The sequence below is a fragment of the Photobacterium sp. Hal280 genome, assembly GCF_037162255.1.
Taxonomy (GTDB): Bacteria; Pseudomonadota; Gammaproteobacteria; order Enterobacterales; family Vibrionaceae; genus Photobacterium.
Genome location: NZ_JARLUO010000005.1, coordinates 92,647 through 117,174, shown reverse-complemented (window position 1 = coordinate 117,174; position 24,528 = coordinate 92,647). Strand labels below are relative to the sequence as shown.

Sequence of the window (24,528 nt, the reverse complement as noted above, 5' to 3'; positions counted from 1 at the left end):
AACATTTGACTGCACGGTCTTCAAAAGTACGGTTCCAACGTTTCTCTTTCCTGCTGGCGGGGCCTCATGCTCTTCAATGTTATGCATTTAATTCAATTCATTTAAAGGTGAATGATGTTTCTTGCACGAATCTTTCTGCTGCTGGCGATTGCCTCTGAAGTCGCCGGCACCAGTACCATGAATCTGATCGGAGAGGAAAATTCACTTTGGGGATACGGGGTGATGTATCTCCTGATCACTGTGTCTTATTTCTTTCTCTCGCTGGCGGCGAAAAAAATCGCCATCGGTGTGGCGTATGCGGTCTGGGAAGGACTGGGCATTACCCTGATCACTTTGGTTTCCATCCTGGTGTTTCAAGCGGACTTGAACAATCAGGAGCTGCTTGGCCTGGGTCTGGCCGTGGCCGGTATTGTGATGGTGACTCTGGGGGAAGCAGAGTCAGGCAAGCGAGCCAGTCCATCTGAGCCCGCGATGCCGCGCGATGCCTCTGCCGCTATCTCTGATCGGAGTCGATCATGAATCAGTTTTTTACCCTGTCATTCGGTTTTGTGGTGCTGGCGGCGTTGGTCGACATCGCCGCCAACATGGCGCTGACCCGTTCGAACGGCTTCAAGCACAAGTTCTGGGGAGGCTTGTCCATCGCGCTGGTTTTGTGTGCCTTTACGCTGCTGGCTCAGGCCGTAAAAGAGATTGATTTAGCGGTCGCTTATGCATCGTGGGGTGCCATCGGTATTCTGGGTACAGCCATTGGTGGCTCAGTCTTATTTCAGCAGCGCCTGTCTCCACTCGGTTGGGCCGGAATATTTGTGGTGATTGCTGCTGTGGTTGTCATGAAAACGGCCTAAAGGCCTAAAGATGAAAGACTTGAATCAATAAAGAAGAAATAAAATCCAATAGCGAGCAAAAATGACGCTCGCTATTGGGTGTTATCAAAAGTAATTAGGGTTGAACCGCAGTCACATAAGGGTCCCAGTTAATTTCTTTAATCAGCTGGTCATCTTTAAACACCTGCACCCAGAATGTATACGCCGCTTTTTGCTGAGTGCCCGGATTCGGACGACCCGGTAATGTGGCAGTCGCCTGAACATAGGGCATGTAGGCCGTTTGGCGGACAAAGGGCACATTGACGCTGTCATTCATCGGAATGCCGTCTTCCTGATAGACATAAACCTGTGTATTGCCCTGATAAGCCGACCAGCCTTTGATCAAAGTACTGTTCCATTCGTGTTCAGCATCAATCAGGACGGAATAATGGCTGCCATCTTCCGCGATAGTCACTTTCGGAAACGCAGACCAGCGAATCACATCGCCATTATTGACCTTGATACTCAGCTCATAAGAGCCCTGTGAGTTATCGATGACCAGGCTGGGATCAGCAAACATCTGAACCGCTTGATAGCCCTGTGCACCATTTTCAATTGCTTCGCAGTCGATGACGATTTCGACTTTGTTAATACTAGCCATGACGTTGTTCCTCATATTTTTATGGTGACGTCCCTTTTCATCGCACACTGAACAGAAGAATCAGTACGATTAAAAAATAGCGGGAACGATAAAATAAAGATCGACTCTTTATTTCCTTTGTTATGTCGCCAAGAAATGAAGATTCACTTCATTGCTTATGAGGTTAGTTAATATTCTGGGGAATTCTAATGAATCACAAAAAAGCGGGAATTATTTTTACTTTTTATTTCAGGTGATTATAAACATTGATTTGGCATTGTTTTATTTTTGGAACCGTTACGGAAATACAATGTAATTAATACACTTGTCATATACACAGCCCGCCAAATGAATAACGGGCTGCGCACGATACATTTCCGGGTGATTACATCGTAAAGCCGAACTGCAGGGCCGCACCGTAGTTATTGTCCTGGCCGTATTGCAGCGCCAGATCCACCGCGACGACGCCAAACGGGCTCAGGCCGATACCGGCACTCATGGTATCTTCAGCGGAATCCGTCAGGCTCAGGCTGTAACCGGCACGGAACTGTACCCAGTCCCAGCCATTCAGCTCCATCCCCAGACGCGCATATTGCGTCGCCAGATCGAACTCTTTGAAGTACTTCTGCTCCGTCAGATCCACGTCAGCGGCAGCAGTAAACCAGCTGTTGCTGTATGCCGCGCCCAAGGTGTATTTCGGCTCAACCAGCAAGGTTTTGCTGGTAAATTTGCCCGGCTGACCTGCGGGGGATTCCGGCGTATTGGTTTCCAGCTCCTGCTTGAACAGGTTACGGCCACTGAAACCGACGGTCACACTCGGAATGGGCTGATACGCCAGACCGATATCCAGATTGAAGGCAGAATCATCCTGATATTCGTTTTCAAAATCGAAGTCACTGTTATCAAACTGGCTGACGGTATTTTGAAAGCTCACGGCAATCAGCTGCTGGATTTTAGGTGAGATACCCACAGACAGCTTCTGATCCGGCAAGGCTACAATTGGCAATTCGAACGATTTGCCCAGGGTTAAACCGACATCAACAATGCCCCCGGCAATACCCAGCACATCAGACTGAAGATTGTCGAGATCCGGCGGATTCGAGCCATTCACGCCAGCCAAATCATCGGGATCAATATTGGCTTGTGCCAGGCTCACTATCTGCGCCTGAGTAAACAAACTCATGCTCAGGTAGCGGTTGGGAACAGCAACGGCAGCACCGAAACTGATGTCAGCTTTAAGTTTTCCCTGATCCATAGCCATCAGCGCCGCTTTCCACTCATTGATTAATGAATCTGAAACCGGGCTGCCGCCGCTATTATTGATTGCCATTTCCAGCTCATCATTCACATCCTGAAAATCTTCCACTTTCTGGTTCAGGTCATCCGGATCATGAATGCTGATTCCTACCGCGGGCAATAACACGCCAAAATCATCGGTCTTATTGTAATGGGCCACCAGTGCCGGGTTATAAAAACTGGCCGTCAGATAACTCGCTGATGCCACCCCTGTGCCGCCCATGGCAACACTGCGTGCATCCGCACCGTTGACTGCCGCTTGAGCTGAAAATGTACTGACTGACAAAGCCGTAGCCACTGCCAGCGAAAGTCCCTGCAATTTTATCTTCATAAGTATTGGTGTTTTTTTGTTGTGAACTTGTCAAAAAAGTATCAAGAAGCGCCCATTATATAAGCGGTTTTGCGCTTAACAATGACAATATCAATAACAGTGAAGTGCTGCACAAATCTTGCCAGCCGTCCAATACCAGCGAAAAATGTAATGCAAGATATATCGTTGTTAAACGTGAGTAACTTATCATAACGTCTAATTTACAATGCATAATTAGATGATTCTTTCAGAGAAGTATTCCATTGCAGTGATAAAAAATGTAACCTTCGGCACGATTATATTAATAATAACTGCATGTTCATGCTGAGAAAATCCTTGAACTCAGCACAAAAACACGTTGTATCAGTTACTTAAAGGTCAATCATGTCAGAACAAGTGATAACTGGCGCAAACCAGCGTAAAGCGCCTTGGCTCATGTTTATTCTGCCATCATTCATCGGTGTGCTGCTGTTTATGGCACCAATCACCGTAGGTGGAGAGATAACCATCCCTATTGCCTTGATGGCAAAAGCAATCCAGAACCTGTTTGAAGGTAGCCTGACGGCCATCGTCACCACCGTCATTACCCTGACGGCGCTTTGCTCGACCCTGGTTCGCCTCACCAAACCCCGTTTTATTGAACGTAAACCTTTTATTGCCAATCTGTTTAAGCCAAGCCTGCCTTGGTACATCGTTCAATTGCTGGGCGCGACCTTTGCCATTCTGACGTTTTTTAAAGTCGGACCGGCTGCTATCTTTGACGGTAATACCGGCGGCCTGGTGCTGAACGACCTGCTGCCCGTGCTGTTTGCGGTCTTCCTGTGTGCGGGCTTTTTCCTGCCCTTGCTGACCAACTTTGGCCTGCTGGAATTCTTCGGCGCGATGCTGACCAAAGTGATGCGTCCGCTGTTCAATCTGCCGGGCCGTTCAGCGATTGACTGTCTGGCCTCCTGGCTGGCTGACGGCAGTGTCGGTGTGCTGCTGACCAGCAAACAATATGAAGAAGGTTTTTATACCAAACGTGAAGCCGCGGTTATCGGTACCACTTTCTCTGCGGTGTCGATTACTTTCAGCCTGGTGGTGATTGCGCAGGTTAACCTGGAACACATGTTCCTGCCTTTCTACGCCACTGTGTGTCTGGCAGGTGTGGTGGCAGCCATTGTTGTGCCGCGTCTGCCGCCTCTGAGCCGCAAGCGCAATGAATATGTGTGCGGTACACCGGCCGATGCCAACATGGATGCGCTGCCTGACGGTCACACGGTGCTGAGCTTTGGTCTGGAAAAAGCTTTCGAGCGCGCCAATAAAGTCACCAGCTTACGTAAAGTGGTCAACGACGGTGTCAAAGCCGCTGTCGATATGGTGTTTGGTGTCCTGCCTGTTGTCATGGCCATCGGGACGCTGGCACTGCTGATTGCCGAGAACACGCCAGTGTTCGACTGGCTGGGTAAACCCTTTATTCCGTTGCTGGAACTGTTGCAAATTCCGGAAGCCGCTGAAGCCTCCAAAACCATAGTGGTCGGCTTTGCCGATATGTTCCTGCCGGCGATTCTGGCAACGGAGATTCAGAGCGATCTGACCCGTTTCGTGATTGCGGCACTGTCGGTAACACAGCTGATTTATATGTCTGAAATCGGTGCTCTGCTGCTGGGCAGCAAGATTCCGGTGAAAGCCTGGGAGCTGTTCGTGATTTTCATTCTGCGTACCCTGGTGACCCTGCCGGTGATTGCGCTGATGGCTCACCTGATTTTCTGAGTTCAGCCTTAAACACTGCACATGAAAAAGCGGCTGAAATCAGCCGCTTTTTTTATTCCTGCATCGCTGACCACTTAATAAATTCGGTCTTCGCTGTCCGGATCAAACAGCACCGCTTTGCTCACATCGATCGCGAATGAGAAATCACGTCCCGATACAGGCTGGCTTTCAGGGTCCAGTCTGGCGGTCACCTCCTGATCATTGAACTGGGTGACCACCAGCGTATCTGCCCCCGTCGGTTCCACCACGTCCAGTCGATTACAGATATACCGTTCCCACGCGGCTGGCGGATTCGCCGTTGCCTGACGGATCTGCTCCGGCCGAATCCCCAGTATCACTTCGCGATTGACCCAGGCTGACAGATCGTTTGCTCTGTCAGGTAAAGGAATACTGACCCGCTCGCCGTCCCGGTTGTGCAGCTCTATAGCAAAGCCGTCATGGAGTGCTCTGAGGTAGCAGCGGATAAAATTCATCGACGGTGACCCCATAAAGCCCGCCACGAACATATTGACCGGGTTGTTGTAAATCTGCTCCGGGCTGGCGAGCTGAAGCAGAACGCCGTCTTTCATCACGGCAATCCGGTCGGCCAGCGTCATGGCTTCAATCTGATCATGGGTCACATATACGATGGTGGTTTTCAACCGCTGATGCAGTTTCTTGATTTCAGTGCGCATTTCCACTCTGAGTTTGGCATCCAGATTACTGAGCGGCTCATCAAACAGGTAGATCTGCGGCTCCCGGGCCAATGCACGCCCCATGGCAACCCGCTGGCGCTGACCGCCCGACAACTCGGCCGGCTTGCGGTCGAGCAGATGATCGATCTGCAGCAGAGTCGCCACCCTGTCCACTTCGATAGCAATCTGGGCCTGAGGTACTTTGCGCATTTCTAAACCGAAGGCGATATTGCGACGCACCGTCATACTGGGGTACAGCGCGTAAGACTGGAAGACCATGGCGATGTCCCTGTCTTTGGGGGACAAATGTGTCACGTCCTGATCTCCTAACAGAATGGCACCTTCACTGATCGTGTCCAGTCCGGCGATGGTATTCATCAGCGTCGATTTACCACAGCCTGACGGCCCCACCAGCACCAGAAATTCACCGCTGTCTATTTTGATATCGATATCTTTCAGCGCGTGATAATCGCCATAATGCTTGTTGACGTCTTTGATATGTAAGCTCGACATTGTCATTATCCTTTGACTGCACCGGCAACCAGTCCACGCAGGAAGTACTTACCGGAGATGATGTAGATAAAAATGGTCGGGATAGCGGCAATAATCGCAGCTGCCATATCCACGTTGTATTCCTTCACACCGTGACTGGTGTTGACCAGGTTGTTGAGAGCCACGGTGATGGGCTGAGAGGCCGGGCCGGAATACACCACACCAAACAGAAAATCGTTCCAGATATTGGTGAACTCCCAGATCAGGGTGACCACGATGATCGGGCCTGAGAGCGGTAACACGATATGGTAAAAGGTCTGGAAAAAACCGGCGCCGTCCAGCTTGGCGGCGGAAATCAGCTCAGTCGGCAACCCCACGTAATAGTTGCGGTAAAACAGCGTTGTGAACGGAATCCCGTAAATGGTATGGACCAGAATCAGGCCGGGGACCGAATTTGCCAGCCCGAGATAACCCAGCGTCTGTGCCATCGGCAGCAAGACGGCCTGAAAGGGAATAAAACAGCCCAGCAGCATCAGCGCAAAAAACACTTCACTGCCCCTGAAACGCCACTTCGAGAGCACATAGCCATTGATCGCGCCGATGGCTGACGCCAGCACCACGGCCGGTAAGGTGATCTTGAATGAGTTCCAGAAGTACGCAGACACCCCTTCACAGCTCAGCCCAGTACAGGCCGATGACCAGGCTTTTTGCCAGGCCTCAGTCGTCGGTGACTGGGGTGGCAGTACCAGATTCCCGGTCCGGATTTCTGCCAGTTCTTTCAGCGAATTAAACACCATCACCAACAACGGCATGATGAAATACAGTGCAAAGATTGCCAGCACCAGATATGTCAAAGCCCGCCCGGCGTGCTGGCTCCAATTGGCCTTAACCATGCTTTTTCTTCCTCAGTTCGGAATACAGATAGGGGATCAGAATGGCAATAAAGCCCATCAGGGTGATCATGGCACTGGCCGAGCCAATCCCAATCTGATTGCGGCCAAATGCGTACTGATACATGAATGTGGCCGGTAAGTCGCTCGAGTAACCAGGACCGCCGGCTGTCAGCACCACCACCAGATCGAAACTTTTAATCGCCAGATGCGAGAGGATAATGAAGCAGCTGAAGAAGATCGGCCGCATCATCGGCAGTATGATGCGACGGTAAATCGTCGGCATGGTCGCGCCATCGATCTGCGCCGCTTTAATGATCGAAGTATCCACCCCCGCAACCCGGCCAGCATAATGGCCATTACAAAACCGGAGGCCTGCCATACCGCCGCAATCACGATGGTGTAAATCGCCATGTCCTTGTCCACCAGCCAGTCAAACTGAAACTGGGTCAAGCCGATATCGTGCATCAGTTTCTCAATGCCGATTTGAGGGTTGAGTATCCATTTCCAGGCAGTGCCTGTCACGATCAGGGACAGCGCAAACGGGTACAGGTAAATGGTCCGCAGTACACCTTCGGCCCGTATTTTCTGATCCAGCAAGATCGCCAGCAGGGTGCCCACACAAATGGCAATCACAATAAACAGAAAACCAAAAATAAACAGGTTGGTATAGGCTACCGTCCAGCGATCCATGCTGAACAGCTTGCTGTAATTACTCAGACCGATGAAGTCATAGTTCGGTAGCATGCGGGAGTTGGTGAAAGACAACACGAACGACCACACAATAAATCCATAGGTAAACACCAAAGTGATCACCATGGAGGGCGCAAGCACTATCTTCGGCAACACGGCTTGCAGCTTGTCAGCCAGACTTTCCCGTGACGGCGCGCCCGACAGTGGCTGAGCTTGAGTTCCAATCGTCATAACGTGGCTCTTATCAAAATAGGCAGGAAAGCCGGTCCCTTTGGTACCGGCTGTTACTGACGGGGATTACTGCGCCAGCTCGATAGCCGACACCAGACGCGATGTGGCCGCATCCGCGGTCATGTCGTTGTCATTAAAGTAATTGGTCACAACGTCATACACCGCCCCGCTGACGGCAGGCTCCATGGCCATGGCATGCGCAAAACTCGGCACCAGTGAGCCGGATTTTGCACTGGCCTGAAAATCAGACATTGATTGCTTGGCGCAGCTGTCATAGCGGGCCAGTGACACATCAGGGCGCACCGGAATCGAACCTTTTTTCAGGTTAAACTCCTCCTGAAATTCCTTCGACACCAGCAAGCGGGACAAATCCTGCTGGGCCGCCTGCGCCTCTTTGCTTTTCTGCGCAAACATCATGAAAGCATCGACATTGAAGTTGAACGCATTCTGCGTGCCCGGCACGGTGGCACAAAGGTAATCCTTGCCGGGCTGTTTACCGGCAGCAGCAAACTCCCCTTTTGCCCAGTCCCCCATGATTTGCACAGCGGCTTTGCCGTCGATCACCATCGCGGTCGTCAGGTTCCAGTCACGCCCCGGCATGCCGGGATCCATGTAGGATTTGAGCTTTTTAAAGGTCGCGAAGGCCTGAGTCATGGTGTCAGAACTCAGCGCTTGCTTATCCAGCGCCACAAAAGCCTGGCGATACCAGTCATCGCCGCCGACTCCCAGCGCAACCTGTTCAAACACAGTGGCGTCCTGCCAGTCCTGCCCGCCATGGGCAAAAGCAATAAAACCGGCCTGCTTGGCCTTGTCCATAAAGGCGAAGAACTCATCCCAGTTTTGTGGGACTTTGCCGCCGTTCACCTGATCAAGAATCGGCTTGTTTATCCACATCCAGTTAATCCGGTGGACATTCACCGGCGCCGCCACATAACTGCCCTGATATTTATGAATTTCGGCCACAGCTTTTGGCAGCAGAGCATCCCAGTGCTCGCTGGTCGCGACGTCATCCAGTTTGGCCAGCACACCCAGATCACCCCACTGAGCAATTTCAGGGCCGGCAATCATGGAAGCCGAAGGCGGATTTCCCGAAATGGCACGTGATTTCAGCACTGTCATCGCCGTTTCACCCCCGCCACCGGCCACCGCAAAGTCTGTCCAGCTGTGACCTTCCTCCTTCATCATCTTCTGCAAGATAGCCAGCGCTGCCGCTTCACCACCCGAGGTCCAGTAATGCAGCACCTCAACATTGCCGGCATGTGCTTGTCCCGTTAACAGCGCGGCAAAGGTTGCCGCCGTCAGTGTTTTGTTCAGACCTTTCACGTTTTATCCTCCCTGGATAACTATTATTGTCGTTGCCAAACAGCCGCATCCCGGCACCGTTCACCCTGATGGACAGGCACTCGAGTTGTTACTGATTTGTTAACTTTTTGTTTATCAATTATTCATTGTGAGAGTCTGTAAGTCACTGAGTGCTTGGTAAGCACGTGTAAGCAGTTTGTATCAATTTACTTACAAATTAAGAAATTGAAAAATAAAGAAAAATTCACATTCAGCGGGAGCCCGGCTTTCACCCCATGGCTTGGGTGCATTGCGGCGCTGATCAACCGGGCGGATTACGGGAGGAATAAAAAAACCCCTGCCGTGGCAGGGGTTGTGAAGAAAGTCAGCTTCTGTGCGTCGGAACTAGCCTTTGTAGACCTTCGGGTTAAAGACATCTCGCAGCCAGTCACCCAGCAGATTGATCACCAGCACCAGCGTCACCAGCACAATGCCAGGAAACGCAGTGATCCACCAGGAACCCGAGAAGATGTAGTTAAAGCCGATACTGATCAGTGAGCCCAGTGACGGCTGATCAACCGGCATGCCCAGCCCCAGGAAAGACAGCGCCGCTTCCGACATGATGGCATTGGCCACCTGCACCGTGGAGATCACCAGGATCGGCGACAGGCAGTTCGGCAGAATATGGCGGAACATAATGCGCATTGATTTCAGGCCCATCACCCGGGAGGCTTCAACATATTCTTTCTTCTTCTCTGCCAGCACAGATGCCCGCACCGTCCGTGCATACTGCGGCCATTCTGCAATCCCGATAATCACCACCAGCATCACGATGGCGTACTGACTGTAAAAGTCGCTGCCAAAGCTGGCTTTGAAGATGGCCGACACGATAATCGCCACCATCATTGTCGAGAACGACAGCTGGACATCGGCAATCCGCATCAGGAAGCTGTCGATCCGGCCGCCGAAGTAACCCGCACACAGTCCGACGATGATGCCGATAAACAGCTGCAGGGCGACGGCAAACAGGCCGATGGCCAGTGAAATGCGCAGCCCGTAGATAATGGTCGACAAAATATCACGGCCCTGATCATCGGTACCCAGCAGGAAGCGGGCGTCGCCAAACTCCATCCATGACGGTGCCAGCTCTGAGTCCATAATATCAATGCTGTTCAGATCATACGGATTCATGGGCGACAGCAAAGGGGCGAACAGTGCCGTCAGCACAAAGAGCATAAACACAGTAAAACTGGCAATCGCCACTTTGTCTTTCTTAAAGAAATAAATGAAATCTGAATTCAGAAAACGCTGCCAACGTGAAGGCGCGTCAGTCGTCTTGGTCGTCATGCTTACGCTCCTTTGCCAGTCAGGTTCACAGTTGGGTTGATCAGTCCATATAACAGGTCAACCAGGGTATTGGTCACCACGAAGATCAGACCAACAAAAATGACATAGGCGGTAATCAACGGGGTATCGACCCGGTTAACCGCTTCCAGGAACAGAAAACCCGTTCCCGGCCACTGGAATACCGTTTCGGTCAGGATGGTGTAAGCCACCATAGTCCCGATTTGCACCCCACCGACGGTGATCACCGGCAGCATGGTATTTTTCAGCGCGTGCTGATAATACACCTTGTTCTGCGCCAAACCTTTGGCACGGGCAAATTTCACATACTCAGTGCTCAGCGCTTCGAGCATTTCAGAACGCACCAGACGGATAAAGAGCGGCAACATGATAGATGCCAGAGAGATGCTCGGCAGCACCAGGTGCGCCAGACCATCCAGCGTAAAGAAGCCTGAGTTCCAGCCCAGTACATTGGCCGTTTCGCCCCGTCCGAACGACGGTAGCCAGCCTAATTCAATGGAGAACACATACATCAGCATAATGGCGGTCAAAAAGACCGGAATAGAGATACCCACGATGCTAAAGCCCATGATCACTTTCGTCAGGGCGCTGTTGGGGTGGATGGCCGAATAAACGCCTAAGGGGATCGACACCACAACAATAATCAGAGACGCAGCAAACACCAGTTCCAGTGTGGCTACCAGCTTGTCCAGAATCACGTCCACCACCGGACGTTTAAAGAAATAAGAGTTCCCTAAATCCCCCTGAACAGCTTTCGAAATAAAGCGGCCGTACTTCACCATAAAGGGATCGTTGAGGCCCATTTCAGTCCGCAGCGCATCTCGCTCGGCTTCGGACACCGACTGTCCCACCAGCTCACGCAGGGGATCGCCTAAATTGTCCTGGATAGCAAACGCCACCAGACTGATCACAAACATCACTACCAGTGCCTGCACCAGGCGCTTGACCAAAAACGTAAACATTTCTTGCCTCTTTAGACATCGATAATCAGGCCCCGGCCAACGCCGGAGCCTGAATGACGACAGGTATTACTTGATCACCAGATCGCCCAGGTACGGGAAGTCCATACCGTTCACGATAGGTTTGATGTCCACATTCTTCTTGGCAGCCCAAGACGGGTCTTGCCAGTACAGCGGAACAAAGGCGGCGTCGTTGTACAGCAACTCTTCAACCTTCTTCAGCATCGTGCTGCGTTTTTCCAGATCGGTTTCCGTGTTCGCCGCTTCAACCAGCTTATCAACTTCAGCGTTCGAGTAATGACCACAGTTATACTGACCTTTACCTGTGTCAGCGTTACGGGTCATGGTCAGGAACTCAGTAAAGTTCGCTGAATCTTCGGTATCCGGGTGCCAGCCGATCATCAGCATACCCGCATCACACTTATCAAACTCCGGCCAGTACTGTGCTTTTGGCATCGTTTGCAGGTCGACTTTAATCTTGATTTTCGCCAGCATCGCCGCGACAGCCTGAGCAACTTTCTCATCGTTCACGTAACGGTTGTTCGGCGCAATCATGGTGATAGAGAAACCGTTCTCATAACCGGCATCTTTCATCAGCTGCTGAGCTTTTTTCAGATCATAACGCGGGGTCAGCGACTCGTTGTAACCGGCATAACCTACAGGGCTTTGCTGGCCGGCAGGTGTTGCCGCGCCTTTCATGATCTTCTCAGCAATCCCTTCGTTGTTCACCGCGTACACAATCGCCTGACGGACACGCGCATCACGCAGCGGCTCGGCCACTTTCTGGTTCAGTTGGAAGGTAATGACGCGGGTACCCGGCATAGTCACCAGATCCAGCTTATCGTTACTCTTGATACGCTGATAATCATTCGGCGACACAGGTGCAATCATATCAACATCACCCGACAGCAGTGCTGCAACACGGGTTGCGTCTTCTTTGATCGGGCGCAGCGTGATGTGATCCACGTTGCCTTCACTGTCTTTGTCCCAGTAATCAGCAAAGCGTTCGAACTCAACTTTTACGCCTTGCTCGCGGCTGACCACTTTGAACGGACCGGTACCTGAGATATGGGTTGAGGCAAAAGTCGAACCATTTTTCTTCAGTTCAGCCTTGTCTTTGCCATCTTCCGTCTTACCCGTATAGAACTTGCTGTCCATCGGGAACACATAAGTCATGACGTTTTCAATCAGTGGATAGGTACCATCCGTGATCACGTCAACCGTGTTGGCATCCACTTTTTTGATATCCACGATAGGGGTGAAGATACCTTTAAAGTCAGCAGAAGATTTCAGACGCTTGAAGGTCCAGACCACGTCATCAGCGCTGAAGGTGTTGCCGGAGTGAAATTTCACACCTTCACGCAGCTTGAAACGCATCGTGCTGTTATCAACACGCTCCCAAGACGTTGCCAGACGGGGTTCAAATTCCATTGACTGGGTAAAACGGATCAGCGGATCAAAGGTCATGTGAGAAAGTTGCAGCGTACCACCGGACAATTGCTCATGAGGATCCATAGATACCGGGTCAGCATCATAAGCTAAATTCAGGTTGGCAGCTGCCGCACCGAAGCTCAGACCAGCAGCCATTAACGCAACGGCTAACTTGCTCTTGAAGGTTTTCATTTGCATAGCTCCTTTATGCAGGGAGAGAACTCCCAGATGGTTATGTTTGCTTATTATTGGTTTAGGTAAGCAACAACAGCCCGGCTCGCGACAGAGCCATGCCGGAAACATGGGTTCCCGGCGGGCAAACAGATTCTTTATCAGGCCAATTTCAGGCCTTCCTGACTCATTCCTTTGAATGCAGGCATTAACGAAATCAATTGCTTGCTGTATTCATGCTGTGGATCCGTGAACAACTGCTCAGTCGGCGCCACTTCCAGCAAGGTGCCTTTCTGCATCACGCCGATGCGATCACACATCTGGCGGATCACCGGTAAGTCGTGGCTGATAAACAGCATCGTCAGGTTCAGTTCATCCTGCAGATCTTTCAGCAGGTTGAGGATTTGCGCCTGAACGGACACATCCAGCGCCGAGGTCGGCTCATCACAAATCAGCAGACGTGGACGCGTAGCCAGGGCGCGGGCGATGGAAATCCGCTGACGCTGACCGCCCGAGAATTCATGGGGATACTTCACGCCAGCTGCACGGCCCAGGCCCACATGGTCGAGCAAGTCAGCAACGATCTGCCGCACCTGAGATTCACTGCCGGCCAGTTTGTGAAAACGAATCGGCTCAGCAATGATGTCGAAAATTTTCATCCGCGGATTCATGGACGAATACGGATTCTGGAATACCATCTGCATCTGGCGGCGCATCGGGCGGCGTTCGTTCTCGCTCTTGAGCGCCGTCAGATCGATGCCCTCAAACACCACTTTGCCTGAGTTGGGCGGATATAAACCGGCAATCACACGGGCAATGGTGGACTTGCCTGAACCGGATTCACCGACCAGGCCAAAGGTTTCACCTTCAAACACCTCAAAGCTGACATTGTTCGAAGCCTGTACATACTCGCGGCGGCTTTCAAAGAAAGAATCTTTGGTCACAAAGCGCAGATTGACATTCTCGACCTGTAATAAGGCACCCGTGTACTGACGCTCGTCCTGACTCTGACCCAACCAGTGATTTTTCACATCCAGCTGCGTGGTTTCCCCCGCTTCTTCGATATAGCTCACCAAAGGGAAGCGAGCCAGTTTGATGTCCGAGCGCGGCACTGCAGAAATGAGGCTCTTGGTGTACGGGTGATTCGGGTGACCCAGCACCTGTTCCGTCGGACCGATTTCCACCAGATCACCACGGTACATCACAGCAACACGATCAGTGACATTGGAGACCACACCCATATCGTGCGTAACCAGCATGCAGCCAACGTTTTTCTTCACGCACAATTCACGAATCAGGGTCAGGATCTGATCCTGAATCGACACATCGAGCGCCGTGGTCGGTTCATCGGCAATGATTAAATCTGGCTCACCCGCCAGAGCGATGGCAATCACCACACGCTGACGCATACCGCCGGAAAATTGATGCGGATACTGCTTAATGCGGATTTCCGGCTGCGGGATCCCAACTTGCTCCATCAGCTTAATCGCACGGCGAACCGCTTCTTCTTTACTGACATTCAAATTGGTAATAATGGTTTCCGTCAATTGACGCTCGACGGTATACAGGGGGTTCAGCGAGGTCATCGGATCCTGGAAAATAAAACCGATTTTTGCGCCACGCACTTTTCGCATCGCTTCTGGTTTTAAACCCGAGATTTTCTGGCCGTCCAGGTAGACATCACCGCTGGCAATATTACCAGGAGGACTCAACAGATCGATTACGGCATTACCTACCGTCGATTTACCCGCCCCGGATTCCCCGACAACACCGACGATCTCACCGCGCTCAATGGTGAACGACAGCGATTTCACCGCAGCGTGGATACCGTGACGAGACGGGTATTCAATACGAAGGTTTTTAACTTCCAATAATGCCATGCTCAGACCTCAACAACCTGGCAGCGACTCTGCCTGTCTGCAAATGATTCCATTCCAATCAACCGATAAAAATATCGGCCACATAAAGTGCCAACAATCTGGCAAAGATTTCACCAAAAATCAACATTTCATACTATAAAACTGTGCTACCGCACAAAATCAGCATAAATAATCACTAAAACCCGCAGTCAAAACAAACATAACCCTTGTAAAACATCTGAGGCAAACTCCGGTAAAACCAGTCAAAAACAGCTAACAATTCCATATTTAAGCATTTATATTCATAAATACCAGAAGCGACCATCTGCATAAAGCACCAAACAAAACTAAACATTTCATTAACACGCTATGATTTTAGACCACTAAAAACAAAAGTATCAGTATATGAACCCATCCAGATCACGCACCGCAGTATGAACAACCACCCTGAATTCAGAATGCAGCGCAGACAAACATGAATAAGCCATGATTTTTCAACCATTCTCCGTGAAATGAACTGTGATGCACTAACAACTATGGCACAAAGAAATCAACTTGCTTCACTGCCATCACACAACCCGCGACAACTGCATCTCAGAACGCTAAACACAAATACAAAAAAAACCGCTCAATGAGCGGGTCCTTCAATAGGAGCGGTGAAGAGAGATTAACGCGGCAGTATCCGTTCGTCGAACTTGCGTGCGGCGGGCTTCCGCACCCGACCCCGACAGCCCTTCCTCTACTCCAGACTGAGCCGGGAAGCAAAATACGGGTATAAAAAAACCCGCTCAATGAGCGGGTCTTCAAAAGTGGTCGGTGAAGAGGGATTCGCACGCGGCGGGCTTCCGCACCCGACCCGACTGCCCTTCCTCTACTCCAGACTAAGCCAGGAAGCAAAATACGGGTATAAAAAAACCCGCTCAATAGAGCGGGTCTTCAAAAGTGGTCGGTGAAGAGTGATTCGCACGCGGCGGGCTTCCGCACCCGACCCGACAGCCCTTCCTCTACTCCAGACTGAGCCGGGAAGCGAAATACAGGTATAAAAAAACCCGCTCAATAGAGCGGGTCTTCAAAGGTGGTCGGTGAAGAGGGATTCGAACCCCCGACCCTCTGGTCCCAAACCAGATGCGCTACCAAACTGCGCTATTCACCGATAATCTTTTCTTGCCGGAGATATACGACTTGCGCTATCTGCCGCTAAGTACTGAGCTTGTTACAAGCTTCATACCCAATTGTATGGGGTGGCTAACGAGACTTGAACTCGCGACAACCGGAATCACAATCCGGGACTCTACCAACTGAGCTATAGCCACCATTGTAAAGTGGTCGGTAAAGAGGGATTGAACGCGGCGGGCTTCCGCACCCGAGCAATGCACTTCTTTTTCCGAACCTGTAGGTTTGCTCACTGGGCAAATCTACCATATAAATGGTCGGTGAAGAGGGATTCGAACCCCCGACCCTCTGGTCCCAAACCAGATGCGCTACCAAACTGCGCTATTCACCGATAATCTTTTCTTGCCGGAGATATACGACTTGCGCTATCTGCCGCTAAGTACCGAGCTTGTTACAAGCTCCATACTCAATTGTATGGGGTGGCTAACGAGACTTGAACTCGCGACAACCGGAATCACAATCCGGGACTCTACCAACTGAGCTATAGCCACCAACATTTACACGCCAACAGTGCCATTCTGACTTTCCGGAGTGGCGCGCCCGACAGGATTTGAACCTGTGACCTTTGGCTCCGGAGGCCAACGCTCTATCCAGCTGAGCTACGGGCGCCTTGCCCTATCGGCGGTGGTGAATATTACGGATCAGCATGCTTCTCGTCTAGTCTTTTTTGCAAAATTTTTTGCATTCGCTTCATTTATAACCATCTCTGGGTTGATTCGCGTCATACAAACAATGCCACTCTGTTTAATACCACCTCGTTAAGGGATATAATCATTGCGTTTTTTACCCAAAAACCACTGGTTAATTACTCACAGCCCAGTCTCATTACGTAACATTTACAATAACTTATACAAGACAGCTGTGATATTCGAGCAAATAATCTGGGAGTGTTAAGGTGAGCTCAATGGAATTTTCTCTTCGACAACTAATGGTCGCTGCAGTCGCAACCGTCGCCATCAGCGGCTCAGCCGTAGCGGCAGATATGTCTGGCGAAGCGATCGCAGAACGCATCAAGCCTGTTGGCTCTGTATATAAGGAAGGCGATGCACCAGCCGCTACAGCCGCCGCTTCCGGCCCTCGCTCAGGCGATCAGGTATACGGCACTTTCTGTGTGGCTTGCCACAGCAGCGGTGTACTGGGCGCACCGAAGTCAGGTGATGCCGGCGACTGGGGACCACGCATTGCCAAAGGCATGGACACACTGACCAATCATGCGCTGAATGGCTTCAATGCCATGCCAGCGAAAGGCACCTGTATGGACTGCAGCGATGAAGAAATCGTCGCTGCTATCAACCATATGATCGACGGGCTGTAATTCAGTCTCACCCTTCGAATACCAAAAAAGGTTAGCTGTGACAGCTAACCTTTTTTTCTTTGTTTTGGGCAGTACTTGACTGATTATTTCTTCTTGAACATGGATCGGAGATTGGCAATGTGCGCCTGACCCCGTTCCATTCGTTCTTCTGCCGTGACAGGTTTGCGCTCAGCTTCCCAATCCAGATCGTCCTGGGGCAATTCATAGAGAAAGCGGCTGGGTTCGGGTTTGAGCAGCTCGCCATACTGCCGGCGTTCCTTGCACAAGGTAAAGGTCAGTGTTTTCTGCGCCCGGGTAATCCCGACATACGCCAAGCGTCGCTCTTCTTCCACATTGTCTTCATCGATGCTGGTTTGATGAGGCAAAATCCCCTCTTCAGCACCAATCAGATACACATGGGGGAATTCTAGCCCCTTTGAAGCATGCAGTGTCATGAGCTGTACCTGATCGGCATCCTCGTCCTCTTCACCCCGCTCCATCATGTCACGCAGCGTCATGCGCTGAACCACTTCTTTCAGGGTGCGCACTTCATTATCGTAATTATCACCTTCCAGATCTGCGGTGATCCAGCTGTATAAATCCGACACGTTTTTCATCCGCATTTCGGCCGCTTTCGGACTGGCGGAAGTTTCAAACAGCCAGTCCTCGTAATGGATGTCGCGGATCATCTGGCGTACCGCCGCGACGGCATCGCCCCGCTCAGCGTTATCGGCCAGCTCGACAATCCAGCGCGTAAACTGGCGCAGGCTGTCCAGCCCACGTCCTGAAAGATGCTGTTCCAGGCCAAGCTCGAAGCTGGCTTCAAACAAACTCTTGCCCCGCATATTGGCGTAGGTACCCAGTTTCTCCAGAGTCACCGGGCCGATTTCCCGTCGCGGCGTATTGACGATACGCAAAAAAGCGTTGTCATCATCCTGGTTGGTGAGCAAGCGCAGGTACGCCATGATGTCTTTGATCTCGGTGCGGGAGAAAAAGAGGTACCGCCAGAAATTTTATAGGGGATCCGGTTCTGCATCAGGGCTTTTTCAAACAGGCGCGACTGATGGTTGCCGCGGTACAGAATCGCGTAATCTTTGTAGTCAGTATTGTTGAGAAAGCGATGGGCTATCAGTTCCCCGACCACTTTTTCGGCTTCGTGCTCTTCATTTTTGGCCGTCAGGACCTTGAGCATCTCGCCATCAGGAATTTCAGAAAACAGCGCTTTTTCAAACAAGTGCGGATTATTGGCGATCAGAATGTTGGCGCTGCGCAAAATCCGGCTGGTCGAACGGTAGTTCTGCTCCAGCTTGATCACTTTGAGGGTCGGGAAATCTTTATTGAGCAGGGCCAGGTTCTCAGGCTGCGCCCCCGCCAGGAGTAAATCGACTGATCGTCATCCCCGACCACAGTAAATTTTGACCGTTCGCCCACCAGCAGCTTCACAAACGCATACTGGCTGGTGTTGGTATCCTGATACTCATCCACCAGCAGGTAGCGGATCTTATTCTGCCAGCGCTGGCGCACCTCATCATTATCACGCAGCAAGAGCACAGGCATCAGAATCAAGTCATCAAAGTCCAGCGCGTTATAGGCTTTCATCTGACGCTGATATAACTCATAACAATGGGCAAACAGCTGGTCGCGCTCACCTTGCGCCTGCGCTTTCGCCTGGGCGGGCGACAGCATGGCGTTCTTCCAGTTTGAAATCGATGACAGCAGCAGTTTAAGCAAGTCTTTGTCACCATCGAGCTGATCTTCCGTCAACTCTTTGAGCAGTGCCATCTGATCCTGATCGTCAAACAGCGAAAAACTCGCTTTCAGCCCCAGTACCTTGTACTCACGGCGAATGATATTCAGGCCCAGCGTGTGGAAGGTCGACACCATCAGCCCTTTGGCTTCCTGGCGGCCCAGGGTCTGCCCGACCCGCTCTTTCATTTCCCGCGCCGCTTTATTGGTAAATGTCAGCGCAGCAATATTCCGCGCTTTGTAGTCACATTGCTGGACTAAGTAGGCGATTTTATTGGTAATGACCCGTGTTTTACCTGAACCTGCACCGGCCAGAACCAGACACGGTCCAGCAACAAAACGTACTGCCTCATTTTGTCTCGGATTGAGTTTCATTGATTTGCCCTATGAGTCATGATTGATTCAGCTGCCGCATTGTAACCTGTTCTCGTCTCGTGTCTATTTCAGACAATCCCCCGCGTTTTTCACCGAAAAATAAAGGTAACAGATGAGTTGCATACTAATAAAGCATCCACAATAATGAATGAACGTTCATTCACTTTGTGATCAATTCATGACTGACAAAAAAGAACGTATCTTGCAGGCAACCGAAGAATTGCTGGCAAAACATGGTTTTCACGGTCTGTCGATGAATATGGTGGCCAAAGAGGCCAGGGTCGCGACAGGGACCATCTATCGCTATTTCAGTGATAAAGAGGATCTCCTGTATCAGCTTCATGACCATATACTGACGATTGTCGCCAGGAAAATCACTCAGAACGTTTCCGATGTCATGCCCTTAGAACAGCAGTTCCGTACTATGTGGCTCAACATCTGGAACATGGCTACGGATAATGAAGCACCGCTGATTAACCGGGGTCAGTTTGAAAACATGCCGCACCGAGGTAAGCAGTACAAGATAGCGTTAGAACAAACGCTCTTTGCCCCTGTCCACAGGATGTTTGACACGGGTAAAGCTCAGGGGCTGTTTAAGCCTTTAGACAACGAGATATTAAGCGCACTCAGCCTTGAACCCAGCGCCTGTCTGGCCCGCAAGCACCTGAGTGGTACTTTTACGGTAAGTGATGAGGCGCGGGATGCTGCCATCAAAGCTTGCTGGGATGCTGTAATTACACATTGACTTAGCATTAACTTAGACTCCGGAGCAAAGATAATGAAAAAATGGGTAGCATGGATAGTCATGCTCATCATCGTTGCCGTGCTGTTTGGCACGCTTTTTACGTCCAAGTACTTTGAAATCAAAGGAAAGATGGCTTATTTCGCCAACATGCCTGAACCGGATTATCCGGTGACAGTCGTGGAGGCAAAACCGACCAATTGGGTGCCGGCCATTGAAGCGATTGGTTTCATTGAGCCCAACCAGGGCGTGACTGTCACCACGGAAGTGGCCGGCGTGATCAAGTCGCTGGCGTTTGACTCAGGCATGTCGGTGAAAAAAGGCCAACGTCTGGTCACGCTGGACTCAGATGTTGAGGAAGCCAACCTCAAGAGCTCCCAGGCTCGTCTGCCGGCCGCCAAAGCCAAATTCATCCGCTATCAGGATCTGTACAAGAAAGGCTCTATCTCCAAAGAGGCCTATGATGGTGCTCAGGCGGATTACTTCTCTCTGTCTGCCGATATTGAAAGCCTGAAAGCCACCATCGACCGTCGCATTATTAAAGCCCCGTTTGCCGGTGATGTCGGTCTGCGCAATGTATTCCTGGGTGAGTATATTCAGCCCGGTACGGACATCGTCCGCCTGGAAGACACCTCCCTGATGAAACTGCGTTTCACCATTCCGCAAACCGATCTGTCTGACATCCACATCGGACAGGAAGTCGATATCGCGGTCGATGCATACCCGGATGCCAAATTCCAGGGCAAGATCAGCGCGATTGAACCTGCGGTTAATTATCAGAGCGGCTTAATTCAGGTTCAGGCGGATATTCCGAATAACGCCGGCCGTCTGCGCAGCGGTATGTTTGCCCGTGCCAACATCATCCTGCCGACCCTGGAAAATCAGGTTGTCCTGCCGCAGTTTGCCATCACCTATACCCTGTATGGCGATAATGTGTATGTGCTGTACGAAGATGACGAAGGCGTTACCCGCGTCCGTCAATCCGTGGTGAAAACCGGTGAGCGTAAGCGCGATATCATCCACGTCCTTGATGGCGTAAAACCGGGAGACCGCGTTGTCACCACAGGCCAGGTGCGCCTGAGTAATGATGTGAAAGTCCGTATCGTCGAAAACGATGCCCTGAAAACCCCGGCTGAAACACCGATGCTGTGATTCGGAGGTTAAATGCGCTTTACTGATATATTCATAAAAAGGCCGGTCCTGGCAGTGTCGATCAGTATTCTGATTGCCCTGCTTGGTTTCCAGGCTATTTTCAAAATGCAGGTCCGGGAATATCCCGAGATGACCAATACCGTGGTTACTGTGACGACCAGTTATTACGGTGCCAGTGCCGATCTGATCCAGGGCTTTATTACGCAGCCACTGGAGCAGGCCATCGCGCAGGCAGATAACATTGATTACATGACGTCATCGTCGGTACTGGGTTCCTCGACCATTACCGTCAACATGAAACTCAATACTGATCCCAACGCAGCCCTGTCTGATGTCCTGGCAAAAACCAACTCGGTGCGCTCTCAGCTTCCCCGTGAAGCGGAAGACCCGACGGTGACCATGTCAACCGGCTCGACTACGGCGGTGATGTACATCGGCTTTACCAGTGACGAGCTCAATTCCAGCCAGATCACCGATTACCTGGAGCGGGTATTCAACCCGCAACTGTTCACCGTGAACGGCGTCTCCAAAATCGATCTTTATGGCGGAATGAAGTTTGCGCTGCGGGTCTGGCTGGATCCGGCCAAGATGGCCGCTTACAACCTGACTGCCACCGACATCATGACAGTGCTGAACGCCAACAACTACCAGTCGGCGACGGGTCAGGCAACAGGCGAGTTCGTGCTGTATAACGGCACGGCGGATACCCAGGTCAAAACTACCGATGAGCTGAAAAAGCTGATTGTCTCGACGCAGAAAGGTCAGGTGATCCGCTTAGGTGATATCGCCAAGGTTACCCGGGCGAAAAGCCACGACATTTACCGTGCAACCGCAAACGGACAGGAAGCCGTGGTCGCCGCCATCAATGCGGCACCCAGTGCGAACCCGATTAATATTGCCGCCGATGTGCTGGATCTGTTGCCTGAAATTCAGCGCAACATGCCAAGCAACATCAAGATGAACATCCTGTATGACTCGACAGTCGCCATTAACGAGTCGATTCAGGAGGTGATCAAAACTATCGGTGAAGCGGCGCTGATTGTCCTTGTGGTGATCACCCTGTTCCTGGGGTCGTTCCGCGCAGTACTCATCCCTATCATTACCATTCCGCTGTCGCTGATTGGGGTGGCCATGGTGATGCAGGCCTTCGGTTTCTCCTGGAACCTGATGACACTGCTGGCCATGGTACTGGCCATCGGTCTGGTGGTCGATGATGCGATCGTGGTCCTGGAAAACGTCGACCGTCATATCAAACTCGGCGAGTCCCCGTTCCGGGCCGCGATTATCGGTACCCGGGAAATCGCAGTGCCTGTCATTGCCATGACCCTAACGCTGGGCGCGGTATACGCACCTATCGCACTGATGGGGGGAATTACCGGCTCACTGTTTAAAGAGTTCGCCCTGACGCTGGCAGGGTCGGTCTTTATCTCCGGGATTATCGCACTGACACTGTCGCCGATGATGTGTTCTAAGATCCTGAAAGCACACGATAAGCCAAACCGCTTTGAAGATACCGTGCACAGTGTTCTGGATCGCATGACCAACCGCTATGAAAAAATGCTGACCACAGTGATGAAATCACGCCCTGTGGTGATCGTGTTTGCGGTCATTGTCTTTGCGATGCTGCCGGTTCTGTTCAAGTTCATCCCCAGTGAACTGGCACCGGCGGAAGATAAAGGCGTCCTGATGATGATGGGGACCGGTCCGTCTACCGCGAACCTGGACTACATCGAAAATTCCATGAGCGAAGTGAACGAAATGCTGAGCAATCAGCCTGAAGTGGCTTTCGCTCAGGTGTTCTCCGGTGTACCGCAATCCAATCAGGCATTCGGTATTGCATCTATGGTGCCCTGGAGTCAGCGTGAAGCCAGTCAGGCGGAAGTGGTTGGCCGTGTCACTAAACTGGTGAACGATGTGCCTGGTATGGCGGTCACCGCTTTCCAGATGCCAGAACTGCCAGGTGCGGGCTCAGGTCTGCCGATCCAGTTTGTCATTACCACGCCGAACAACTTTGAAAGCCTGTTCCAGGTGGCCGGTTCGATTCTGGATGATGTGACGAAGAATCCGATGTTTGTGTACTCGGATTTGGATCTGAACTTCGACTCCGCCACCATGAAAATCAGCATAGACAAAGACAAAGCGGGCGCGTATGGCGTGACGATGCAGGATATCGGTATCACTCTGAGCACCATGATGGCCGACGGTTATGTCAACCGTATCGACCTCAATGGCCGTTCTTACGAGGTGATTCCGCAGGTAGAACGCAAGTACCGCCTGAATCCTGAATCGCTGAACGCCTTCTATGTTCGCGCGGCGGATGGCAATTCAGTGCCGCTGGGCAGCCTGATCACCATTGATGTGGTGGCTGAACCGCGTGCACTGCCGCACTTCAACCAGCTGAACTCGGCCACCATAGGTGTGGTGCCTATGCCGGGGACGGCCATGGGTGATGCCATCGAATGGTTCCGTACCGAAGCCGTCAGCCAGCTGCCTTCGGGCTACCAGTACGACTTTATGGGGGAAGCTCGCCAGTACGTCACCGAAGGTAATGCCCTGTTTGCGACTTTCGTTCTGGCACTGGCGGTGATTTTCCTGGTACTGGCGATTCAGTTTGAATCGCTGCGCGACCCGATGGTGATCATGGTGTCGGTACCACTGGCTATTTGTGGCGCTCTGGTCTCACTGGCCTGGGGAGCGGCGTCGATGAATATTTACTCGCAAGTCGGCTTGATCACCCTGATAGGCCTGATCACCAAGCACGGGATTCTGATCTGTGAAGTCGCAAAAGAAGAGCAGCTTAATCACCAGAAAGACAAAATGTCTGCAGTGATGGAAGCGGCCAAGGTGCGTCTGCGACCGATTCTGATGACCACGGCGGCGATGATTGCCGGTCTGATCCCTCTGCTGTACGCCACCGGAGCCGGTGCTGCCCAGCGCTTCAGTATCGGTATCGTGATCGTCTCCGGCCTGGCAATAGGCACCCTCTTTACCCTGTTCGTACTGCCGGTGATCTACACCTACCTGGCCAGTACCCACAAACCGCTGCCGGTTTTTGTGGAGGACAAAGAGCTGGAAAAGTTAAAACGGGCTGATGAAGCGAGACAAGCGCTGAAAGCCCGGGAAAGTTAATCCGCCACTTTCTATCAGACTAAGGCCGCGCAAGCGGCCTTTTTTCAGCCCTGCTTCCCCAATCTGGCCA

The 24,528-nt window shown here is 51.6% G+C and carries 16 protein-coding genes, 5 tRNA genes and 2 pseudogenes; 7 read left to right on the top strand and 16 right to left on the bottom strand.

Features of this window, described 5'->3' with window-relative positions:
• The first annotated feature begins 114 nt into the window (after positions 1-114).
• Positions 115-519, top strand: coding sequence for an SMR family transporter (locus P4S53_RS09580; RefSeq protein WP_337112506.1), 405 nt, complete (start codon positions 115-117; stop codon positions 517-519).
• Positions 516-845, top strand: coding sequence for a multidrug/spermidine efflux SMR transporter subunit MdtI (gene mdtI / locus P4S53_RS09575; protein ID WP_161459327.1), 330 nt, complete (start codon positions 516-518; stop codon positions 843-845). The genes P4S53_RS09580 and mdtI overlap by 4 nt, the downstream gene beginning before the upstream one ends.
• A 94-nt stretch (positions 846-939) precedes the next feature.
• On the opposite strand, the gene P4S53_RS09570 is transcribed toward mdtI, so the two are convergent.
• Together P4S53_RS09570 and traF are read right to left on the bottom strand one after the other, a co-directional pair.
• Positions 940-1,464 (bottom strand): AidA/PixA family protein, encoded by a 525-nt coding sequence (locus tag P4S53_RS09570; RefSeq protein ID WP_337112505.1) that lies wholly within the window; start codon positions 1,462-1,464, stop codon positions 940-942.
• Between the two features lie 364 nt (positions 1,465-1,828).
• Positions 1,829-3,070 (bottom strand): conjugal transfer protein TraF, encoded by a 1,242-nt coding sequence (gene traF / locus P4S53_RS09565; protein WP_337112503.1) that lies wholly within the window; start codon positions 3,068-3,070, stop codon positions 1,829-1,831.
• A 363-nt stretch (positions 3,071-3,433) separates the two neighbouring features.
• Between traF and P4S53_RS09560 the strand changes: the two genes are divergently transcribed.
• On the top strand, positions 3,434-4,801 hold the full coding sequence (locus P4S53_RS09560) for a YjiH family protein (protein WP_337112502.1): 1,368 nt from the start codon (positions 3,434-3,436) through the stop codon (positions 4,799-4,801).
• A 74-nt stretch (positions 4,802-4,875) separates the two neighbouring features.
• Here the strand turns inward: P4S53_RS09560 and P4S53_RS09555 are convergent, their stop codons facing one another.
• The 13 genes and pseudogenes from P4S53_RS09555 to P4S53_RS09495 form a co-directional block, all read right to left on the bottom strand.
• Positions 4,876-5,988 (bottom strand): ABC transporter ATP-binding protein, encoded by a 1,113-nt coding sequence (locus P4S53_RS09555; protein ID WP_337112501.1) that lies wholly within the window; start codon positions 5,986-5,988, stop codon positions 4,876-4,878.
• 5 nt (positions 5,989-5,993) lie between these two features.
• Complete coding sequence (locus P4S53_RS09550; protein WP_337112500.1) at positions 5,994-6,860, bottom strand: carbohydrate ABC transporter permease; 867 nt, start codon at positions 6,858-6,860, stop codon at positions 5,994-5,996.
• Positions 6,853-7,781, bottom strand: a pseudogene (locus tag P4S53_RS09545) (carbohydrate ABC transporter permease). Before P4S53_RS09545 ends, P4S53_RS09550 begins: the two are co-directional and overlap by 8 nt.
• 66 nt (positions 7,782-7,847) lie before the next feature.
• The gene (locus P4S53_RS09540) at positions 7,848-9,104 is read right to left on the bottom strand and encodes an ABC transporter substrate-binding protein (protein ID WP_442958655.1); all 1,257 of its coding nucleotides are present in this window, start codon (positions 9,102-9,104) and stop codon (positions 7,848-7,850) included.
• Positions 9,105-9,467: 363 nt separating this feature from the next.
• Positions 9,468-10,409 (bottom strand): ABC transporter permease, encoded by a 942-nt coding sequence (locus P4S53_RS09535; protein ID WP_337112499.1) that lies wholly within the window; start codon positions 10,407-10,409, stop codon positions 9,468-9,470.
• Positions 10,410-10,411: 2 nt separating this feature from the next.
• Positions 10,412-11,389 (bottom strand): ABC transporter permease, encoded by a 978-nt coding sequence (locus P4S53_RS09530; RefSeq protein WP_027250469.1) that lies wholly within the window; start codon positions 11,387-11,389, stop codon positions 10,412-10,414.
• 66 nt (positions 11,390-11,455) lie between these two features.
• On the bottom strand, positions 11,456-13,009 hold the full coding sequence (locus P4S53_RS09525; protein WP_337112498.1) for an ABC transporter substrate-binding protein: 1,554 nt from the start codon (positions 13,007-13,009) through the stop codon (positions 11,456-11,458).
• A 140-nt stretch (positions 13,010-13,149) separates the two neighbouring features.
• The gene (locus P4S53_RS09520) at positions 13,150-14,868 is read right to left on the bottom strand and encodes an ABC transporter ATP-binding protein (RefSeq protein WP_337112497.1); all 1,719 of its coding nucleotides are present in this window, start codon (positions 14,866-14,868) and stop codon (positions 13,150-13,152) included.
• A gap of 1,055 nt (positions 14,869-15,923) precedes the next feature.
• Positions 15,924-16,000: transfer RNA gene (locus P4S53_RS09515), tRNA-Pro, on the bottom strand.
• Between the two features lie 84 nt (positions 16,001-16,084).
• Positions 16,085-16,160 (bottom strand) — tRNA-His (locus tag P4S53_RS09510).
• 114 nt (positions 16,161-16,274) lie between these two features.
• Positions 16,275-16,351: transfer RNA gene (locus P4S53_RS09505), tRNA-Pro, on the bottom strand.
• An 84-nt stretch (positions 16,352-16,435) separates the two neighbouring features.
• Positions 16,436-16,511, bottom strand: a tRNA-His gene (locus P4S53_RS09500).
• 41 nt (positions 16,512-16,552) lie between these two features.
• A tRNA-Arg gene (locus P4S53_RS09495) sits at positions 16,553-16,629 on the bottom strand.
• A 295-nt stretch (positions 16,630-16,924) separates the two neighbouring features.
• On the opposite strand from P4S53_RS09495, the gene P4S53_RS09490 reads away from it, so the two are divergent.
• A complete protein-coding gene (locus P4S53_RS09490) occupies positions 16,925-17,335 on the top strand; it encodes a c-type cytochrome (RefSeq protein WP_337112496.1) in 411 nt (136 codons plus the stop codon).
• An 83-nt stretch (positions 17,336-17,418) separates the two neighbouring features.
• On the opposite strand, the pseudogene rep reads toward P4S53_RS09490, so the two are convergent.
• Positions 17,419-19,435: pseudogene (rep, locus tag P4S53_RS09485) on the bottom strand (DNA helicase Rep).
• A gap of 178 nt (positions 19,436-19,613) precedes the next feature.
• Between rep and P4S53_RS09480 the strand changes: the two are divergent.
• Genes P4S53_RS09480 through P4S53_RS09470 form a run of 3 tightly spaced genes read left to right on the top strand, consistent with a single transcriptional unit; the run spans position 19,614 to position 24,458 of the window.
• The gene (locus P4S53_RS09480) at positions 19,614-20,180 is read left to right on the top strand and encodes a TetR/AcrR family transcriptional regulator (protein ID WP_337112495.1); all 567 of its coding nucleotides are present in this window, start codon (positions 19,614-19,616) and stop codon (positions 20,178-20,180) included.
• A 33-nt stretch (positions 20,181-20,213) separates the two neighbouring features.
• Positions 20,214-21,329 carry an efflux RND transporter periplasmic adaptor subunit gene (locus tag P4S53_RS09475; protein ID WP_337112494.1) on the top strand — a complete coding sequence of 372 codons (1,116 nt, stop codon included), beginning with the start codon at positions 20,214-20,216 and terminating at the stop codon, positions 21,327-21,329.
• A 12-nt stretch (positions 21,330-21,341) separates the two neighbouring features.
• Positions 21,342-24,458 (top strand): multidrug efflux RND transporter permease subunit, encoded by a 3,117-nt coding sequence (locus tag P4S53_RS09470; RefSeq protein ID WP_337112493.1) that lies wholly within the window; start codon positions 21,342-21,344, stop codon positions 24,456-24,458.
• Positions 24,459-24,528 lie beyond the last annotated feature (70 nt).

Coding starts and splice junctions, on each gene's coding strand:
- P4S53_RS09580 (WP_337112506.1), top strand. CDS start 115: ATGTTTCTTGCACGAATCTTTCTGCTGCTGGCGATTGCCTCTGAAGTC.
- P4S53_RS09520 (WP_337112497.1), bottom strand. CDS start 14,868: ATGGCATTATTGGAAGTTAAAAACCTTCGTATTGAATACCCGTCTCGT.
- traF (WP_337112503.1), bottom strand. CDS start 3,070: ATGAAGATAAAATTGCAGGGACTTTCGCTGGCAGTGGCTACGGCTTTG.
- P4S53_RS09470 (WP_337112493.1), top strand. CDS start 21,342: ATGCGCTTTACTGATATATTCATAAAAAGGCCGGTCCTGGCAGTGTCG.
- mdtI (WP_161459327.1), top strand. CDS start 516: ATGAATCAGTTTTTTACCCTGTCATTCGGTTTTGTGGTGCTGGCGGCG.
- P4S53_RS09475 (WP_337112494.1), top strand. CDS start 20,214: ATGAAAAAATGGGTAGCATGGATAGTCATGCTCATCATCGTTGCCGTG.
- P4S53_RS09490 (WP_337112496.1), top strand. CDS start 16,925: ATGGAATTTTCTCTTCGACAACTAATGGTCGCTGCAGTCGCAACCGTC.
- P4S53_RS09550 (WP_337112500.1), bottom strand. CDS start 6,860: ATGGTTAAGGCCAATTGGAGCCAGCACGCCGGGCGGGCTTTGACATAT.
- P4S53_RS09570 (WP_337112505.1), bottom strand. CDS start 1,464: ATGGCTAGTATTAACAAAGTCGAAATCGTCATCGACTGCGAAGCAATT.
- P4S53_RS09525 (WP_337112498.1), bottom strand. CDS start 13,009: ATGAAAACCTTCAAGAGCAAGTTAGCCGTTGCGTTAATGGCTGCTGGT.
- P4S53_RS09480 (WP_337112495.1), top strand. CDS start 19,614: ATGACTGACAAAAAAGAACGTATCTTGCAGGCAACCGAAGAATTGCTG.
- P4S53_RS09560 (WP_337112502.1), top strand. CDS start 3,434: ATGTCAGAACAAGTGATAACTGGCGCAAACCAGCGTAAAGCGCCTTGG.
- P4S53_RS09535 (WP_337112499.1), bottom strand. CDS start 10,409: ATGACGACCAAGACGACTGACGCGCCTTCACGTTGGCAGCGTTTTCTG.
- P4S53_RS09555 (WP_337112501.1), bottom strand. CDS start 5,988: ATGTCGAGCTTACATATCAAAGACGTCAACAAGCATTATGGCGATTAT.
- P4S53_RS09530 (WP_027250469.1), bottom strand. CDS start 11,389: ATGTTTACGTTTTTGGTCAAGCGCCTGGTGCAGGCACTGGTAGTGATG.